This is a genomic window from Variovorax sp. 10L421 (assembly GCF_056395365.1).
In genome coordinates this window covers 39237-56405 of record NZ_JBFTJJ010000026.1, presented here as the reverse complement: position 1 = coordinate 56405, position 17169 = coordinate 39237, and the positions used below count along the sequence as shown (strand labels likewise).

Genomic DNA, 17169 nt, shown 5'->3' with positions numbered 1-17169 from the left:
GAACCGGCTTTGCCGGGCCGCTGGTATTGCCCCCGGCGAGGGGGTAGGAGGCCACACGAAGTGGGCAAGCCTGGGGGTGTGCCGCATTCTTAGCCGTCCTCCCGGATCTGCCTGCCGGTGAGCTTGAGGAACAGGTCCTCCAGGTTCGCGGGCCGATGAAAAGTGCGCAGGCCGCTGTGTCGCGTCAGCGCATCGAGCAGCCGCCGCGCGTCCTGCGTGTAGAAGAAAACGGTCTCCCCGCTGACCTCCACGCGTGCTGCCATCGCCTTCAGTTCGGGTGAGTCGGCCAGCGACAGCGCGCCGTTGCCGTACACCTCGACCACGTCGGGTTCCAGGTGCTCGGCGATCAGGTCGCGCGGCCGGCCTTCGGCGATCTTGCGGCCGTGGTCGAGCACCAGCAGGCGCGAGCACAAACGCTCGGCCTCGTCCATGAAATGCGTGGTCAGCAAGATCGACTTGCCCTGCTGCAGCAAGACCTGCAGCCGCTCCCACATGAGGTGCCGCGCCTGCGGATCGAGCCCGGTGGTCGGCTCGTCGAGCAGCAGCAGCCTGGGATCGTTGACCAGCGCGCGCGCCAGCGACAGCCGCCGCCGCATGCCGCCCGACAGTTCGCCCGGCTTCGCATCGGCCTTGTGCGACAGCGCCGCGAACTCCAGCAGCTGCGGCACGCGTGCGCGCACCTGCGCCTTGCCGAAGCCGAAATAGCGGCCGTACACCACGAGGTTCTCGGCGCAGCTGAAATCCGGGTCGAGCGTGTCGAACTGCGTCACCACGCCGAGCTGCGCCTTGATGGCCAGCGCGTCGCGCGGCATCTGCAGCCCCAGCGCGGAGATGTCGCCGCCGTCCGGCGCGGTGAGGCCCAGGCACATGCGGATGGTGGTGGTCTTGCCCGCGCCGTTCGGGCCGATCACGCCCAGGCACTCGCCGGGCGCGATCTCGAACGAGAGGTCGTCGACGACGGTGGTGCCACCGTAGCGCTTGTGCAGATGGCTGGCATGGAAGAGCGGAGACTGAATGGAGGATTGTGTGGGTGGCACGCGGCCATTCTGACGCAGCCGTGCCGCGGGCGCCCCATCGCTTCAATCGATGGACAACCGCGCGTGTTCGGGGCCACTACATGGCGGACGCGTCCGGCGGACCCTCGATAACCCGGGTCGAACCGCACGCCGGCGGCGGCACAATCGACGCCAAGAATGGCGTTTGTGCGGTGGGAGGCCCAAAGATGCTGCGTTTCTGGCTGGCGCTGCCGGTGCTGATGCTGTTCGGCGCCTGCGCACCTTTTCATCGGCCGCTGGCGGTTGCGGACCGCGACAAGGTTCAGGAAGTCGACGTGCGCGTCGTCGTTGCGCAGGAGAGCTTCATGTTCTCCGCGCAGCCCCCCGGCGTGAGCGCGGCCACGGGCGGCGGGCTGATCGGCGCGCTGATCGATTCGTCGGTGCAGCAATCGCGCCAGAAGGACATGAGCGCCGAGGTGCAGGCCATCGTCGGACCGCTGCTCGACTACGACTACCGCGCGGAGGCGGGCAAGGCCCTCGGCACGCTGCTGGCCGAGCCGAGTTCGTTCCCGCTGAAGATCCGCTCGTCGCAGGTGCTCGCGGCCATGCCGGCGAAGGTCGAGCATGAGGCCCGCATCGCCGCCACGAAGGCAGGTCCCGCCTACATGGTGCTGCTGCTGCAGTACGCGCTGGAGCCCGGCCTGGGCGCCTTCACCACGCGAACCTCGGCCCTGCTGTGGCAGGACGGCCGCAGCGAGCCGAGCTACCGCGCCGCCGCCATCTTCCAGACACCCATCGGCGGCACGGCGCGCGCCGCCGTGCTGCGGCGGCTGACGGCGAACGACGGGCAGGTGCTGCGCGGCGTGATGCGCGAGTCGATGGCGCAGACCCTGCATGCGGTGGCGCTGGACATTGCCGGCGCCCGCTCCGGCGGCGTGAAGACCGCGCGCTTCAACGTCAACGGCTCGTGGGTGACGCTGGCCGGCCAGGGCTTCGACGAGCAGCCGGGCCGCGTGCTGTTCCGCGACCAGGACGGCGCCATGTATTCGGTCAGGAGCGCCGCGCCATGAGGCTGTGCCAAGAACAACTCGCCGCTGCTGCATTCGCCGCGCTCTGCGCCCTGCCCACCCTCTCGCACGCTCTCACCGAGAGCGAGCCGCTCTCCATGGTCTTCGAGCCGGCGCCCGAACCGGCCGAGCGGCCCAACGGCGTACCGGCCGCACCGCTGCGGCTCGCGCGCGACTGCACGCTGTACCTGCCCGCGATCGAGGACACGCGCAGCAACAAGGCCAACGCCGGCAACCTCACGGTGATGATGCCGACGGTGCACGCCACGCCCCGGTCCGTGCAGTCGCTGCGCAGCGGCGACGCGACGGCGTGGACGCGCGGGGCGCTGCAGTCGCTGGGCCGCTATGGACTCCAGGCGGTGCCGGGGGCGCCGCCCGCAGGCGACAGTGGCGCCAGGCAGGCTGTGGCCGACGTTGCGCTGCGCCTCGCCCATGCGTGGTCGGTGAACCTGAACCTGGTTTCGCATGTCGTGCTCAAGGTGAGCTACCGCCTGCCCGGTGGCGGGACCGCCGCGCGCCAGTACCACGGCATGGGCACGCGCACCAACTGGACCAGCGCCAACGGCGAGTTCATGTCGGTGCTGAACCTCGGCCTTGAAGAAGCGGTGCGCGGCATGGCGATCGACGCCGCGTCGCTCTGCGACGGCAGGCCGCTGCCCGAGCCGGTGGGCGCGCCATGAAGCGCGCGTTGAAGCTGCACCTGACGTGCTGCGTTTTGCAGGAATCGCAAATGGCGGCCTTCGTCGTGGTGTGCGAGCAAGTCGGGCTCAAGCCGATGCTGATCGACCTCGCCCACGGCGAGCAGAAGCAGCAGCCCATCGCCACCGGCTGGCTTCGCGGCACGCTCGAGGAAGCGAAGGCCGAGGCCATGGCCTTGGGGCAATGGCTGGCGCGCGCGGGCATGGCGGTGCGGCGCGTGAAGATCGAGGCGTCGGTCCAGGGCTGGGAGCGGCTGAGCCAGCCCGACCAGTATTTCGAGTGGCGCGGCAAGCTGCTGCTGCACAACGCATCCGCGCTGCAGCACCTGTGCGAGACGCACGGTGCTCGGCTGTCGCGCAACAGCCTCATGGGCGAGACCGGCATGCGCTTCGTCACGCTGCGCAGCCGCGAGCCGCTGGCCGGGTTCAAGGCCCGGGTGGCGGCGCTGGCTGGCCAGCTGGAACGAGAAGGCTGGCTGCCGCTGAAGCAGGACAGCGAGATCTGCCTGCACGACAGCCGCGAATCGCTCGACGACGGCTGGCCGGGCAGCGCCGCTTGACGCCGCCCGGGCTCAGAGCCTGAGGCCGCTGAACTCCATCTTCATCCACTCGATGAACGCCCGCGTGCGCGCGGGCAGCAGCCGCGCGTTGGGATAGATCACGCTCACCGGCCGCGGCGGCGGCTCGAAGTCTTCGAGCACCAGCTTCAGCCGGCCCTGCGCCACGTGCGGCATCACCTGGTACGAGAAGAAGGTGCCGAAGCCCATGCCCGCCGCGCACGACTCGATGGCCGGGGCCAGGTGGTTGAACTCCAGGCGGTTGTTCGGCGTCACGCTGATCGTCTTGCCGCCGTCGCGGAACAGCCACTGCGCCGGTGCGTCGATGCGGCCGCGCACGCAGGGCGCACCGGCCAGGTCGCGCGGATGCCGTGGCGTGCCGTGCTGGGCGAGGTACGCGGGGCTCGCAGCCACCACGCGGCGGATGGTGCCGAGCGTCTGCGCCACCAGCGACGAATCTTCCAGCGGGCTGATGCGGATGCCCACGTCGATGCCCTCCTCGAGCAGGTTCACGGTGCGGTCGTACAGGCGCACGCTACAGCGCACCTTTTCGTGCCGCTGCATGAAGCGCACGATGGCGGGCGCCACGTACATGTGGCCGAAGAGCACCGGCGCGGTGATCGTGAGCTGGCCCGCCGGCTCGCGCGCCTCGGCCTTCAGCGCGAGGTCGGCGGCGTCGGCCGCGAGCAGCACTTCGCGCGCGCTCGGCAGGTAGTGGCGGCCTTCCTCGGTGAGCGACAGCCGGCGCGTGGTGCGATGGAACAGTCGCACGCCCAGGTGCGCCTCCAGCGCGGCGAGCGAGCGCACCACTGCCGGCAGTGAGCTGCCGAGCGCCTCGGCGGCGCGAGTCAGGCTGCCCTGGTCGGCAATCTGAACGAAGGTCTGCATGGCTTTGAAACGATCCATGGCGCGATTAAACCGGAAAACGCAGCAGTCAAATACCGAATTGGCTATTCATTCATCTGATGCAGGAGAGAACAATCCAGGCAACGCCCCCGCCATCCTCAAACAAGGAGTTCCCATGACCACCGCCCGCCCCGCCCAGCCCATCAAGCTCTACGGTTCCGCCATCTCGGGCCACGTGCATCGCGTGCGCCTGTTCCTCGCGATGCTCGGCCTGCCATTCGAGAACATCGAGATCGACATGCGCAGGCGCGAGAACCGCACGCCCGAATTCCTGGCGCGCAACCCCTTCGGCCAGGTGCCGGTGATCGAGGACGGCGAACTCGCGCTGGCCGATTCCAACGCCATCCTCGTTTACCTCAACGAACGCTATGCGCCGGACCCCGCGCGCTGGATGCCGAGCGATCCCGTCGGTGCTGCGCGCGTGCAGCGCTGGTTCTCGGTGGCGGCCGGCCCGCTGGCCTACGGTCCGGCGGCGGCGCGGGTCATTGCGCTGTTCGGCCGCGACACCGACCCGGCGGAGATCGTCGCGCGTTCGCATGCGCTGCTCTCGGTAATGGAAATGCATTTGCAGCAGCAGCCCTTCCTCGCCGGCCACGACGCAACGCTCGCCGATATCGCGAACTACGCCTACGTGGCGCATGCACCCGAAGGCAGCGTGTCGATCGACGCCTATCCGAACCTGCGCGGCTGGCTCGAACGCGTGGAAGCCCTGCCGGGGTTCGTGCCGATGGTGCGCACGCCCGTCGGGCTCGGGGCGGTTGCATGATCGCCGCGCCGTTCCATGCGGGCGAGCGCGCGATGCAGGCCCTGGCAGGCTCGCGCGAGCAGATGGAGGTGGCGGGCCCGCGCGTCATTCGCGACTACATGCCTGACCAGCACCGCGAATTCTTCGGGCTGCTGCCGTTCCTCGTGGTTGGCAGTCTCGATGCGGAACTGCAGCCGTGGGCCAGCGTGCTCGCGGCGCCCGCCGGCTTCGTGCATTCACCCGATGCCACGCACCTGCGCGTCGATGCGCTGCCGGCGGCGGGCGATCCACTTACCGGGCAACTGAAGCAGGGCGCCACGCTGGGCCTGCTCGGCATGCAGCCGCACACGCGGCGGCGCAACCGCATGAACGGCACGGTCGAGGCGCTCGATGGTTCGGGCTTCATGGTCGCGGTGCAGCAGAGCTTCGGCAATTGCCCGCGCTACATCCAGGCGCGCGAGCCGGTGTTCGCATCGCCGCGCGGCGATGCGGCGCCGCAGGTGCAGTGGCTCGACGAACTCGACCTGGCGGCGCATCGCCTGATCGGCAGCGCCGACACGCTGTTCATCGCCACTGCCTATCCGAACGAAGCGGCGGCGGGCGATGAGGCCGATGCGAGTTCGCACGGCGTCGACGTGTCGCACCGCGGCGGCCGTCCGGGCTTCGTGCGCATCGACAACGACCACGAAGGCGACGTGCTCACCGTGCCGGATTTCAACGGCAACCGCTTCTTCAACACGCTCGGCAACCTGGCGGCGCATCCGCGCGCGGGGCTGCTGTTCGTCGACTTCGACAGCGGCGACCTGCTGCACGTGGCGGTCACGGCAGAGATCGTGTGGGACGGTCCCGAAGTGGCCGCGTTCGAAGGTGCGGAGCGGCTGATGCGCTTTCGGGTCACGCACGCCCTGCGTCGTCCGGCGGCGTTGCCGCTGCGCTGGGGTGATGCACAACTGTCGCCCCACCTGGCGGGCACGGGTCAGTGGAACACGGGGATGCGCCCATTGACCGACGGCCGATAGCTCCAGCCGCGCACGCGCTGCGCATCGAGGTCGGCTGCATGGCGCGGCAGCAGGGCACCGAGGCTGGCCGCCGCCAGCGTGCAGGCCAGCGCCTGCCCCGGACACGCGTGCATGCCGTGGCCGAAGCCGAGCATGCGGCGGCGGGCGCGCACGGGCATGAAGCGATCGGGGTCGGGGTTGAGTGCCGGGTCGCGGTTGGCCGAGGCCAGCAGCACCAGCACCGCATCGCCGGCCGCCAGCGGGGTGCCGGCGATCTCGACGGCCTCGGCGGCAAAGCGCCGCGTGTTCTGCACCGACGGGTCGTGGCGCGCGGTCTCCTCGACGATGGCTTGCAGGCCGTCGCGCGTGCGGGTCGACGCACTCGGCAGGGAAGGCTCGCGCATCATCGCGATCAGGCTGTTGCCGACCAGGCCCGCCGTGGCGTCGCAGGTCTGCGAGAGCAGGCCCGCGAGGTTCGCGAGCAGAGAGCGCGACACGCGCGCATCGCCCGCGCTCTCGGCGAGCACAGCCGCGAGCAACGTGCCGTGCCGCGGCGGCGCGACCGCTGCCAGCATTTCAAAGCGCGCCATCAGTTCGCCCGCTGCGGCGCTCGCACGCTCCAGCTGCTCGGGCGTGGACAGCGGCGACAGGCAGGCCACGAAGTCGCGCAGCCACCGGTCCACCTGCGCCAGCGCATCGTCGGCAAAACCCAGCAGGTGCGCGACGGCCTGCACGGGCATCGAGAACAGCGTGTCGGATAGCGGCTGCTGCCCGGGCACGCGCTGCGCCACCCGCAAGGCGGCTGCATGCACGGCATTGAGGTCGAGGCCGGTCAGCGCTCGTTGCAGCGCAGGCCGATGCGCCTGGTGCGCCGCGCCGTCGTTCATGCGCACCAGATGTCCGAACACTTCGCCGGCCGCGCTGCCCGCGATGGCGCGCGGCACCGGCTCGGCGGCCGGCCGCACGCGCAGCGCGCCATGCGCGAGCAGTACCTGCTCGATGACATCCGCGCGGCTTGCGACCCAGAGGCGCAGTTTCTCGTTCCACGCGAGCGGCGGGCCGTCGCGCAGGGTGGCGTAGCAGGGATAGGGGTCGGCATGCGTGGCGGCTGCGACCGGGTCGGCGGGCATGCCGATATCGACGGGGCGGTTGCTTTCGTTCATGGCCGCAGTGTGCGATCGAAGCCGCCATCGCACTTCGCCCGCGAACGAAGTGTCGGATGCAGCGCCGTTCTACGATGCGCGCATGGACTCCATTTCCTCCTCCGCCGATTTCCAGCTGGCCCGCCTGGCCGGCGCCATCGCCGAACCGGCGCGCGCCCGCATGCTGAGCTGCCTGATGGACGGCCATGCACGCACCGCCACCGAGCTGGCCACCGTCGCCGAGGTGGCCGCGTCGACCGCCAGCGCGCACCTCGCGCGCCTGAAGGACGAGCGGCTGGTCCAGCTGCTGGTGCAGGGCAAGCACCGCTACTTCCGCCTCGCCAGCGACGACGTCGCCGCCGCGCTCGAAAGCCTGATGGTGGTGGCCGGCACGCCGCGCACGCCCGGATTCGAGCCGAGCACGCCGAGCCGCCTGCGCAGTGCGCGCACCTGCTACGACCACATGGCGGGCACGGCGGGCGTTGCGCTGCACGACCGGCTGCATGCCCAGGGCTGGCTCAGCGGCCTGCAGAGCGGCTCGTACGAGCTCACGCCCGAAGGCGCGATCGCGCTGGAGAGCCTGGGTGTCGAGGTCGATGCGGTGCGCCGCTCGCGCCGGCGCTTTGCCTGCGCCTGCCTGGACTGGAGTGAACGCCGGCCGCACCTGGGCGGCGCATTGGGTGCCGCATGGCTGCAACTGTCGCTGCGCCGGGGATGGGTACGGCAGGAGCTGGACGGGCGGGCGCTCACGCTCACGCCGAAGGCGCAGCGCGAGATGCCGGAGCTTTTTTCTTGAAGCGCCGGGCGATCAGGCTTTGAGCTTGAGCAGGTAGATCAGCGGGCCGGCCATCGCCGTGTCGAGTTCGAGGAAGCTCTCGAAGTCCTTGCCCGCCATCCAGTACGCGTCCCAATTGCTGCGCTTGATGGTCTTCTGCCAGAGTTCGGCCATGGTGGCGCGGCGCACGGCTTCGAGCAGCACCGCGCGGCGCTCGGCCGGCACCTTCTTGCCGGTGAGCACGCCGCGCCAGTTGGCGAGGTCGGCGTCCACGCCCTGTTCGCGCACTGCCGGAATGCCCATGAACGAGCGCTTGGCCGATACGCCGATGGCGCGCAGCTTGCCGCTGGCCAGGCCTTCGCTGAATTCGCTGTAGCCCGAGATGCCGGCGGCCGCCTTGCCGCTTTCCAGCGCCTCGACCACCTGCGCACCGCCGGGGTACGGCTGGTAGACCAGCGCGGCCGCATTGCCGGCCACGCGCGCCAGCATGCCGGCGTACATGTGGTCCACGCCGCCGGCCGAGCCACCGGCGATGACCGTCTTGGCGGCATCGGCGCGCAGCTGCGCGATCAGGTCCTTTGGCGTCCTGATGGGCGAGTCGGCCTTCACCGCCACCACCTCGTAGTCGCTGGTAAGCCGCGCCACCGGCGCGAGCTGCGCCATGGTGACAGCGGGCTTCTGCAGCGCCACCGCGCCGACCATGACCATGCCGCTCATCAGCAGGGTGTCGGGGTCGGCGTCGTATTTTTCTACGTACTTCGCCAGGCCGATGGTGCCGCCCTTGCCGCCGATGTTCTCGTAGGCGACATCGCCCACCGCACCCGACGCCACCATCGCGGCACCAAGCGCGCGGCCGGTCTGGTCCCAGCCGCCGCCTTCGTTGGCGGGAATCACGATGCGCAGCTTGGGGATCAGCTGCGGTTCGGCCGCGCCAGCCAACCGGGGCCAGAACGCTTCCGGCACCACGCCCGCGACGACGGCCGATGCCAACCATGCAGCGAGGCTGCGGCGAGAAAAGCCTGCTGGCACGGGATGCGGCATTTTGTTTCCAGTTGTCTATAAAGGTAACTGGATGATGTCCGAAAAACGAGCAGCCTCCTCGGGTTTTACATCTAGGGAAAACCCTTGGAGTTGAGTGGCGGCCGTTGCCCCTCAGGCTTTCAGCTTGAGCAGATAGATCAGCGGACCAGCCATCGCCGTGTCGAGTTCGAGGAAGTTCTCGAAGTCCTTGCCCTCCATCCAGAAGGGGTCCCAGTTGTTCTGCTTGATGGTTTTCTGCCACAGGTCGGTGGCGGTGGCGCGCCGCACCACCGTCAGCAGTGCCGCCTTGCGGTAGGGCGGTACCTTGCGGCCGGTGAGCACGCCACGCCAGTTGGCGAGATCGGCATCGACGCCCTGTTCGCGCACCGACGCAATGCCCTGGAACGGCCGCTTCGACGACACGCCGATGGCGCGCAGCTTGCCGCTGGCCAGGCCTTCGCTGAACTCGCTGTAGCCCGAGATGCCCGCCGCGGCCTTGCCGCTTTCCAGCGCCTCGACCACTTCGGCGCCGCCGGGGTGCGCCTGATAGACCAGCGTCTGCGAGGCGTCGGCCACGCGCGCCAGCATGCCGGCGTACATGTGGTCCACGCCGCCGGCCGAGCCGCCCGCGATGACGGTGTTGGCCGCATCGGCGCGCAGCTGCGCGATCAGGTCCTTGGGCGTCCTGATGGGTGAATCGGCCTTCACCGCCACCACCTCGTAGTCGCTCGTGAGGCGGGCGATGGGCGCCACGTGGGCCATGGTGACGGCGGGCTTCTGCAGCGCCACCGCGCCGACCATGACCATGCCGCTCATCAGGATCGTGTCGGGGTCGGCATCGTATTTCTCGGCGTACTTCGCCAGGCCGATGGTGCCGCCCTTGCCGCCGACGTTCTCGTACACCACGCTGCCGACCGCGCCGGAGGCCAGCATCGCGGCACCGAGCGCGCGGCCGGTCTGGTCCCAGCCGCCGCYTTCGTTGGCGGGAATCACGATGCGCAGCTTGCTGCTCACGGGCGCGTCGGCGGCGTGCGCGGCGCGCGGCCAGAGGGCGGCATGCCCTCCGCCGGCTGCTGCGGCCGAGGCCGCGATCCATGCCGAGAAGCTGCGGCGGGAGAGGGGAGCGGAAGGCGACTGGGGCATCTTTTTTCCGGTTGTCTGTAGGGCCAGCCAGATGATGTCCGCGAAACGCGGCGATCCCGCGCCGCGGCGGGCAGGACAAACCCTGAGGCCCGCGCTCTCCCAGGGCCCTGCTGGAGCCCTTCTTCTTACTGGAATGCCACCTCGTCGAAGCTGCGCAGCTTGCGGCTGTGCAGCCGTGTCGAGCCTTCCGCGCGCAGGATGTCGATGGCGCGCATGCCGATGCGCAGGTGCTGCTCCACGCGCTCGCGGTAGAAGTGGTTGGCCATGCCGGGCAGCTTGATCTCGCCGTGCAGCGGCTTGTCGCTCACGCACAGCAGGGTGCCGTAGGGCACACGGAAGCGGAAGCCGTTGGCCGCGATGGTTGCGCTTTCCATGTCGAGCGCCACCGCGCGGCTCTGGCTGAAGCGGCGCTGCGGCTGGTTGCCGGGCAGCAGCTCCCAGTTGCGGTTGTCGGTGCTGGCCACGGTGCCGGTGCGCATGATCTTCTTGAGGTCGGGGCCTTCGTAGCGCGTGATGTCGGCCACGGCTTTTTCCAGCGCGAGCTGGATTTCCGACAGTGCCGGAATCGGCACCCACAGCGGCAGCTCCTCGTCGAGCACGTGGTCTTCGCGCACGTAGGCGTGGGCCAGCACGTAGTCGCCAAGCTGCTGCGTGTTGCGCAGGCCGGCGCAGTGGCCCAGCATCATCCAGGCATGCGGGCGCAGCACCGCGATGTGGTCGGTGATGGTCTTGGCATTGGCCGGGCCGACGCCGATGTTGACCATGGTGGTGCCGCTGCAGTCCTCGCGCACCAGGTGGTAGGCCGGCATCTGCGGCAGCCGCGGCGGCGCGGTGCCTTGGCTGCCGTCGAGCAGGTGGCCGTAGGTGCTGCTCGAACCGGCCGGCAGCCCGCGCCGGCGCGTGACCACGTTGCCGGGCTCGATGAAGGCGACGTACTCGCTGTTCTCGTCGGCCATCGCCTCGTGGCCCAGGCGCACGAACTCGTCGATGTAGAACTGGTAGTTGGTGAACAGCACGAAGTTCTGGAACCACTCGGGCGCGGTGCCCGTGTAGTGGCGCAGGCGGTGCAGCGAGTAGTCCACCCGCGCGGCCGTGAACAGCGACAGCGGCTGCGCCTCGCCATCGCGCGCCTCGTAGGTGCCGTTGGCGATGCCGTCGTCCATCACGCCCAGGTCGGGCAGGTCGAACACGTCGCGCATCAGGGCGCGGCGCTCGGCGCTCATGGTGCCTTCGATGTGGTCGTTCTCGGCAAAGGAGAAGTGGATCGGAATGGGCTGCGTGCTGGTGCCCACCTCGAGCTCGACCTGGTGGTTCTCCAGCAGCAGTCGGAACTGGTCGAGGTAGTACCGCGAGAACAGGTCCGGCCGCGTCAGCGTGGTCTCGTAGCGGCCGGGTCCGGCGACGAAGCCGTAGCTCAGGCCGGCGTTGGCAGGCGGCGTGTGGCGCGAGACGGTGTGGGTGTGCACCCGCACGAAGGGGTAGCAGGCCCGCACCCGGCCCGGCAGCGCCTCGCCGGCAACGAAGCGCAGCATCGATTCGCGCAGGTGGGCGAGGCCGCCCTGGTAGATGGTCTTGACCTGTTCGAGTGCGGCGGCGGCGTCGGTGAAGCGGGCGGGGGCGACGAAGGTGGGCATGTAGGGCATGCCTGTCATTGTGCAATGCCTGCGGTGTTTGCCTTGGGACCGCGTTGGGGTGCGTTGTTCAGGGCGCGCTCACGCCGACGGGGTGCCTTGCTCCGCGAATGTCCCCTGCACGGCCTCTCAAGCCAGCAGGCAGCCCAGCACCTTGCCCAGCATGTCGTTCACATCCGCAGCCTGCACCGCGCCCGGCAGCTCGATATCGCCGTGCATCACGAACACCGGCTTGCCCCACTTGAGCCCCATCGCCATCTCCGACAGCGTGCCCATGTTGCCGCCGATGGCGACCAGGCACACGCCGCTGCGCGCGACGATGCCGTTGCGCATCTCGCCCATACCGGTCGGGATCGCCACGCTGAGCCATTCGTTGGCATTGCGGTCGTCGTCCTCGGGCAGGATGCCCACGGCGATGCCGCCGGCTTCCACCGCCCCGCGCGAGGCGGCGGCCATCACGCCGCCGCGCCCGCCGCAGACCACTGCCATGCCCGCGCCGGCCAGTGCGTGCGCCACGGCATAGGCCGCCTCGCACTCTGCCGGGCCGCCGTCGCCGGGACCGATGATGGCCACCGGCTGGCGGTGGCGCGCCGGCCCCCACTGCTTCTGCGCCAGGCGCGTCAGCGCCTCAGTGACCGGCGCCGACAGCACCGTGCTCGCGCCTTCGCGTAAAGACATCGCCCACTCCCATCACGATCACACACACCACCATCAGCACCAGCGACAAGGCCGCCGCCACCGCGAAATCGGAACCGCCGTCGCCCACCTGCGCGAGCAGCATCAGCGGCAGGATGTTGAGCTGCGTGCCCACCAGCGCCAGCGCCGTGCCGTAGGTGCCCATCGCTATCGCGGCCACCATGCAGGCGTTCGACAACACCGAGGGCAGCACCTCGGGCACCACCGTGTCCCGGAAGGCGCGCGAGCGCGAAGCGCCCAGCGTGCGCGCCGCCTGCGCCGGGCGCAGGTCGAGGTTCGCGAACACCGGGTACAGCGACAGCGCCACGCGCGGAATCAGGTAGTAGGCGTATGCAAAGCCCAGGCCCGACACGCTGTAGATCCAGCTGCCGATGGCCGCCGGGTCTGCGCCCAGGCCCGCGAGCAGCTGCGTCACGAAGCCGGCGCGACCGAAGGCCAGGATGAAGCCGTAGGCGATCACCAGCCCCGAGAAAGCCAGCGGCAGGCCCAGCAGCGTCATCATCCATTGGCGCCGACCCTCGGGCTGGCGAGCGAGTTCGATCGCGATGCAAGTGCCCACCAGCGCCGACATGAGACCCGCCGCGAGCCCGAGCGCCAGCGTGTTGCGCAGCGCGCCGAAGAACAGCGGGTTGCCGAACAGCCGGCCGAAGGCGCTGCCGCCCTCGCCGAAGGCCTCGGGCAGCAGCGCCGCGAGCGGCACCGCGAAGAACAGCGCCATGAAGGCCCATGCGGGCCAGGCGCCAAAGCGTCGCATGCTGATTACTTCCCCAATGCAGCCTGGGCCCAGAGCTTGTCGACCTCGGCCTTGCGCTCCGACGCCTTCACCACGTCGAGCGGGCGGATCTGCGGCGCGGCCGGCATCTTGGCCGCGACATCGGCCGACAGCGGCGTACCCGGCACGGCGGGCCGCACGAAGCCCTGCGCGAACAGCGACTGGCCGGCCTCGCTCATGATGAAGTTGAGCCACAGCTTGCCGGCGTTCGGGTTCGGGCCGTTCTTCACGAGGCTGATGGCGTAGGGCGCGGCCACGCTGGCTTCCTTCGGGATCACGACTTCCACCGCGTCGCCCATGCCGTCGACGTGCTTGGCCTTCAGGCCGTCGTTCTCGTAGCTGATCCACACGGGGATCTCGCCCTTCAGGAACTTGGCATACGGCGTGGTGCCTTCCACGCGCAGCACGTTGCCGGCCGCATGCAGCTTGCCGAGGTAGTCGGTGCCGGGTTGCACGTTGTCGACGCTGCCGCCGTTGGCATACGCCGCCGCGAAGGTCAGCACCTGGCCGATGCCGGTGGAGCGCGGGTCGAGGTAGACCACCGTGCTCTTGAACTCGGGCTTGAGCAGGTCGGCCCAGCCGGTGGGCACGGTCTTCACCAGTTTCTTGTTGACCAGGAAGGCGATGTTGAGCGTGTGGATGGTGAACCAGCGGCCCTCGGCCTCGCGGAACACGGGCGGCAGCTTGTCGAAGTTGACAGGCTTGAAGGGCGCGACCACGTCCTTCTTCGCGGCATCGACGGCCGAGGCCGCGAAGTAATAGGCGGTGTCGGCCTGCGGGCGGCGCTTGGTCTTTTCGAGTGCGACCACAGTGGCGGCGGAGCCGATGTCGTTGTAGGTCAGCTCGATCTCGGGGTAGCGCTTCTTGAAGTCACGGAACAGCGACTTCCAGTTGGCCCACTCGGGGCCGGTGTCGAAGGAGACGCACAGGCCTTCCTTCTGCGCCTCGGCGTACAGCGCCTTCTCGCCCGCGTAGAGCTCGGGGCCGTCGAAGGCGAAGGCGGTGCGTGCCGCGAGCGTGGCCAGCGGCAGTGCGCCGGCGGCCTGGATCAGATGTCTGCGTTGCATGGTGGCTCCTTGAAGGAAAAGGTCAGTGGTCGAGTAAACGGAGGTGTTCGGGCGCGATGGCAATGGCTTCGTTGGCCGGCGCGGGCGACTCGGCGAGGAAGGGCTTGGGCGCTCCCTGCACTTCGAAGTCGTAGCGCGTGAGCGCGCCCAGGTAGCGCTGTGCGCCGGTGCGGCCCGCGAGGCGGTTCATGGCGTTGGGCGCCGGGTCGGGCTGGATGTGCTCGGGGCGCACCAGCACATGCACCGGGGTGCCGAAGGAGCGGCTGCCCGTCTCGGCGAAGAGCTCGGCAAAGCCCAGGTCCAGCCGGCCCGGCGAGGCCACCTTCGCGGGCAGGATCGTCGAGAGCCCCACGAACTCGGCCACCGCGCGGCTCGCGGGGTTCTCGTAGATGTCGCGCGGCGTGGCGATCTGCAGCAGCCGGCCGTCTTTCAGCATGGCCATGCGGTCGGCCATCACCAGCGCTTCTTCCTGGTCGTGCGTGACCAGCAGCGTGGTCGCGTTGAAGCGCTGCTGGATCGAGCGGATCTGGTCGCGAAGGTGGCCGCGCACGCTGGCGTCGAGCGCCGACAGCGGCTCGTCGAGCAGCAGCGCACGCGGGTCGATGGCCAGCGCGCGGGCAAGGGCCACGCGCTGCTGCTGCCCACCCGAGAGTCGCGCCACGGCGCGCTGCGAGAACTCGCCCAGCCCCACGATGTCGAGCAACTCCTGCGCGCGCTTGCGCCGCTCGGCCGTTGCCACCTTGCGCAGCTTGAGCCCGTAGGCCACGTTGTCGAGCACGCTCAAATGCGGAAACAGCGCATAGCTCTGGAACACCATGCCGATGTGGCGCTGGTGCACCGGCGTGCGCGACATGTCTTCGCCGCCGAGCATGATGCGACCGGTGTGGCCCGTCTCCAGGCCCGCCACCAGCTTGAGCAGCGTCGACTTGCCCGATCCGCTGGGCCCGATCACCGCGACCAGTTCGCCGGTACGCACGTCGAGCGACACGTCGTGCAGGCCGTGCGTGCTGCCGGGGTAGTTGTAGCTGACGTTGTCGAACAAGAGGCTCATGCGCGCTGCTTTACAAGGGAAGAAGAAAGAAGCGCCGACGCGCTGGCCAGCACAAGAAGGATCACCGTGGCCGCGCAGGCAAAGCCGGTGGCGCCGTAGAAGGCCTGCAGCAGCACGACTGGGTAGGTGCGGTTCTGGAAACTCGTGAGCAGGTTCGACACGCCGAACTCGCCCACCGATATCGCGGCCACCATCACCAGCCCGCTGATCAGGCTCTGGCGCAGGCTCGGCAGCACGATGCCGGTGAACTGCTGCCAGCCCGAGGCGCCGAGCGTGGCCGCGGCCTGCTCGAGCCGGCCCAGGTCGAGGTGGCGCAGGTCGGTCAGCAGCGTGTTGGTGAGATAGGGCAGCGTGAGGATCGCGTGCGCCGCGATCAGCAGCGGCATCGAGCCCAGCCAGGGCGCGAGGTCGGTGTTGAACACGATCATGTAGCCGAAGGCCAGCGTGATGGCCGGCACCGCCACCGGCGTGGCGCTCACGATCCGCGCGGCGAGGCTGCCGCCGCGCCGCGCGCCGTGGTACAGCGCATAGGCCAGCGGAAGCGCCAGCACGGTGTTGATGGCGCAGGCCGCCATGGCGACCACGAGGCTGCTCACGAAGGCCTTGCGGAAGGAGGTGTCGAGCCAGAGGTCGAGATACCACTGCCCGGTGATGCCCGTGGGCAGCAGCGTGTTGGTCCAGTTGCCGCCCACGCTGCCGACGAGCAGCAGGGCGATGGGCAGCAGCAGGTACAGGCCGTAGATGAGCGAGATGCCGCGAACCAAGGTTGTCTCCAGTATCATTGGCACCCGGCATACTTTCCGGATGCGCTACTGTCTGCGCCGGCCATGCCGCCGCGATGCTTCGAATTCTAGGAAGCGCATGCGAACTTATGGGTGAAAGTTGGATGACGACACTTGAGCAATCGGAAAGCGTTTTTCATTCAGCTTTCATCAACCGGAGCCATGCAGCATGAAGCGTGACTGCCCCACCATCCAGGAGCTGCTGGCCTTCGACGCCGTGGCGCGCCACGACAGCATCACGCTCGCGGCCGGCGCCCTGTGCATCACCGTGAGCGCGGTCAGCAAGCAGATTGCGGGGCTCGAAGCTTTCCTCGGCCGCGAACTGCTGCAGAAGAACGGACGCGGCGTGCAGCTGACCCCCCAGGGGCGCGTGTACTGGCAGAAGATTTCGGGTGGGCTGCGAGCGATTGAAACGGCGACCTTCGAGGCGCGCTCGGGCGATGCGGGCGCCGGACTTCTCACGCTGGCGAGCGTGCCCACCTTCCTCACCAAGTGGCTGATTCCGCGCCTGCCCGCCTTCAGCCAGAAGAGCCGCCACGTGATGCTGAGCTTCAGCCGCCACCTGGAGCCGAGCGACGGCATTCCGGCCGGCGTGGACGCCGCGATCCGCTACGGCCCCGACGGCTGGCCCGGCGTGGTGTCCGAATACATCGCGGGGCGCGAGTTCGTGCTGATCGTGGCGCGCTCGCTGGTCGAAGGGCGGCACCGCATCGCGCAGCCCGCCGACATCCTCGGCCACACGCTGCTGCACCACGAGGGCGCGCCGACCGCGTGGCGCCAGTGGGCCGCGCAACACGGCGTGCCGGAGGTGCAGACCGTGGCCGGCCCGCGCTTCGCGCAGTACTCCGCGTTGATCCAGGCAGCGCTCAACGGCCTGGGCATCGGCCTCGTGCCCAGGCTGCTGGTGCAGGAAGAACTGGCGGAAGGCTCGCTGCTGAGTCCCTGCGGCATGCCGGTGAGCGTGAACCAGGGGCACTATCTCTGCTATCGGCCGGACCGGCTCGACCTGCCGGCGTTCGTGGCGTTCCGCGAATGGCTGCTGCAAGAGGGCGCGGCCTCGCGCGGCGTGGAGGCCGAAGCATGAAACGGCCGTGTTGAGTAACCTCGTGGTCCGAACAGACAAC

The 17169-nt window shown here is 69.4% G+C and carries 18 protein-coding genes; 7 read left to right on the top strand and 11 right to left on the bottom strand.

Features of this window, described 5'->3' with window-relative positions; all coding sequences use genetic code 11:
• Window positions 1-89: 89 nt before the first annotated feature.
• Entirely contained in the window at window positions 90-1037 is a 948-nt protein-coding gene (locus tag AC1DFC_RS24930) for an ATP-binding cassette domain-containing protein (protein WP_007829692.1), read from the bottom strand.
• A 185-nt stretch (window positions 1038-1222) separates the two neighbouring features.
• On the opposite strand from AC1DFC_RS24930, the gene AC1DFC_RS24925 reads away from it, so the two are divergent.
• The 3 genes from AC1DFC_RS24925 to AC1DFC_RS24915 are packed head-to-tail and all read left to right on the top strand — an operon-like array spanning window position 1223 to window position 3320.
• Window positions 1223-2065 (top strand): hypothetical protein, encoded by an 843-nt coding sequence (locus tag AC1DFC_RS24925; RefSeq protein WP_478180180.1) that lies wholly within the window; start codon window positions 1223-1225, stop codon window positions 2063-2065.
• Complete coding sequence (locus tag AC1DFC_RS24920; RefSeq protein WP_007829690.1) at window positions 2062-2742, top strand: hypothetical protein; 681 nt, start codon at window positions 2062-2064, stop codon at window positions 2740-2742. The genes AC1DFC_RS24925 and AC1DFC_RS24920 overlap by 4 nt, the downstream gene beginning before the upstream one ends.
• A 50-nt stretch (window positions 2743-2792) precedes the next feature.
• Window positions 2793-3320, top strand: a complete 528-nt coding sequence (locus tag AC1DFC_RS24915) for a hypothetical protein (protein WP_007829689.1) — start codon at window positions 2793-2795, stop codon at window positions 3318-3320.
• Between the two features lie 12 nt (window positions 3321-3332).
• On the opposite strand, the gene AC1DFC_RS24910 is transcribed toward AC1DFC_RS24915, so the two are convergent.
• Window positions 3333-4223 carry a LysR family transcriptional regulator gene (locus tag AC1DFC_RS24910; RefSeq protein WP_478180179.1) on the bottom strand — a complete coding sequence of 297 codons (891 nt, stop codon included), beginning with the start codon at window positions 4221-4223 and terminating at the stop codon, window positions 3333-3335.
• Between the two features lie 115 nt (window positions 4224-4338).
• Between AC1DFC_RS24910 and AC1DFC_RS24905 the strand changes: the two genes are divergently transcribed.
• A complete protein-coding gene (locus tag AC1DFC_RS24905; protein WP_478180178.1) occupies window positions 4339-4989 on the top strand; it encodes a glutathione S-transferase family protein in 651 nt (216 codons plus the stop codon).
• Window positions 4986-5987 (top strand): flavin-nucleotide-binding protein, encoded by a 1002-nt coding sequence (locus AC1DFC_RS24900; RefSeq protein WP_478180177.1) that lies wholly within the window; start codon window positions 4986-4988, stop codon window positions 5985-5987. The genes AC1DFC_RS24905 and AC1DFC_RS24900 overlap by 4 nt, the downstream gene beginning before the upstream one ends.
• Here the strand turns inward: AC1DFC_RS24900 and AC1DFC_RS24895 are convergent.
• Window positions 5945-7129 carry a cytochrome P450 gene (locus AC1DFC_RS24895; protein ID WP_007829683.1) on the bottom strand — a complete coding sequence of 395 codons (1185 nt, stop codon included), beginning with the start codon at window positions 7127-7129 and terminating at the stop codon, window positions 5945-5947. The genes AC1DFC_RS24900 and AC1DFC_RS24895 overlap by 43 nt on opposite strands.
• A gap of 82 nt (window positions 7130-7211) precedes the next feature.
• On the opposite strand from AC1DFC_RS24895, the gene AC1DFC_RS24890 reads away from it, so the two are divergent.
• A complete protein-coding gene (locus AC1DFC_RS24890; RefSeq protein ID WP_007829681.1) occupies window positions 7212-7904 on the top strand; it encodes an ArsR/SmtB family transcription factor in 693 nt (230 codons plus the stop codon).
• Between the two features lie 12 nt (window positions 7905-7916).
• Here the strand turns inward: AC1DFC_RS24890 and AC1DFC_RS24885 are convergent, their stop codons facing one another.
• The 8 genes from AC1DFC_RS24885 to AC1DFC_RS24850 all read right to left on the bottom strand — a co-directional run bounded on the left by AC1DFC_RS24885 (window position 7917) and on the right by AC1DFC_RS24850 (window position 16045).
• Complete coding sequence (locus tag AC1DFC_RS24885; protein ID WP_007829680.1) at window positions 7917-8924, bottom strand: Bug family tripartite tricarboxylate transporter substrate binding protein; 1008 nt, start codon at window positions 8922-8924, stop codon at window positions 7917-7919.
• Between the two features lie 111 nt (window positions 8925-9035).
• Window positions 9036-10046 carry a Bug family tripartite tricarboxylate transporter substrate binding protein gene (locus AC1DFC_RS24880; RefSeq protein ID WP_478180176.1) on the bottom strand — a complete coding sequence of 337 codons (1011 nt, stop codon included), beginning with the start codon at window positions 10044-10046 and terminating at the stop codon, window positions 9036-9038.
• A 125-nt stretch (window positions 10047-10171) separates the two neighbouring features.
• Window positions 10172-11689 carry an AMP nucleosidase gene (locus AC1DFC_RS24875; RefSeq protein WP_042672838.1) on the bottom strand — a complete coding sequence of 506 codons (1518 nt, stop codon included), beginning with the start codon at window positions 11687-11689 and terminating at the stop codon, window positions 10172-10174.
• Between the two features lie 117 nt (window positions 11690-11806).
• Window positions 11807-12355 carry a TIGR00725 family protein gene (locus AC1DFC_RS24870; RefSeq protein ID WP_007829673.1) on the bottom strand — a complete coding sequence of 183 codons (549 nt, stop codon included), beginning with the start codon at window positions 12353-12355 and terminating at the stop codon, window positions 11807-11809.
• Window positions 12306-13127, bottom strand: a complete 822-nt coding sequence (locus AC1DFC_RS24865; RefSeq protein WP_007829671.1) for an ABC transporter permease — start codon at window positions 13125-13127, stop codon at window positions 12306-12308. The genes AC1DFC_RS24870 and AC1DFC_RS24865 overlap by 50 nt, the downstream gene beginning before the upstream one ends.
• Window positions 13128-13132: 5 nt before the next feature.
• The gene (locus tag AC1DFC_RS24860) at window positions 13133-14212 is read right to left on the bottom strand and encodes an extracellular solute-binding protein (RefSeq protein ID WP_007829669.1); all 1080 of its coding nucleotides are present in this window, start codon (window positions 14210-14212) and stop codon (window positions 13133-13135) included.
• 22 nt (window positions 14213-14234) lie between these two features.
• Window positions 14235-15263 (bottom strand): ABC transporter ATP-binding protein, encoded by a 1029-nt coding sequence (locus tag AC1DFC_RS24855; RefSeq protein ID WP_478180175.1) that lies wholly within the window; start codon window positions 15261-15263, stop codon window positions 14235-14237.
• A complete protein-coding gene (locus AC1DFC_RS24850) occupies window positions 15260-16045 on the bottom strand; it encodes an ABC transporter permease (RefSeq protein WP_007829666.1) in 786 nt (261 codons plus the stop codon). The genes AC1DFC_RS24855 and AC1DFC_RS24850 overlap by 4 nt, the downstream gene beginning before the upstream one ends.
• 169 nt (window positions 16046-16214) lie before the next feature.
• Between AC1DFC_RS24850 and AC1DFC_RS24845 the strand changes: the two genes are divergently transcribed.
• Window positions 16215-17129, top strand: coding sequence for a LysR substrate-binding domain-containing protein (locus AC1DFC_RS24845; protein WP_007829664.1), 915 nt, complete (start codon window positions 16215-16217; stop codon window positions 17127-17129).
• Window positions 17130-17169 lie beyond the last annotated feature (40 nt).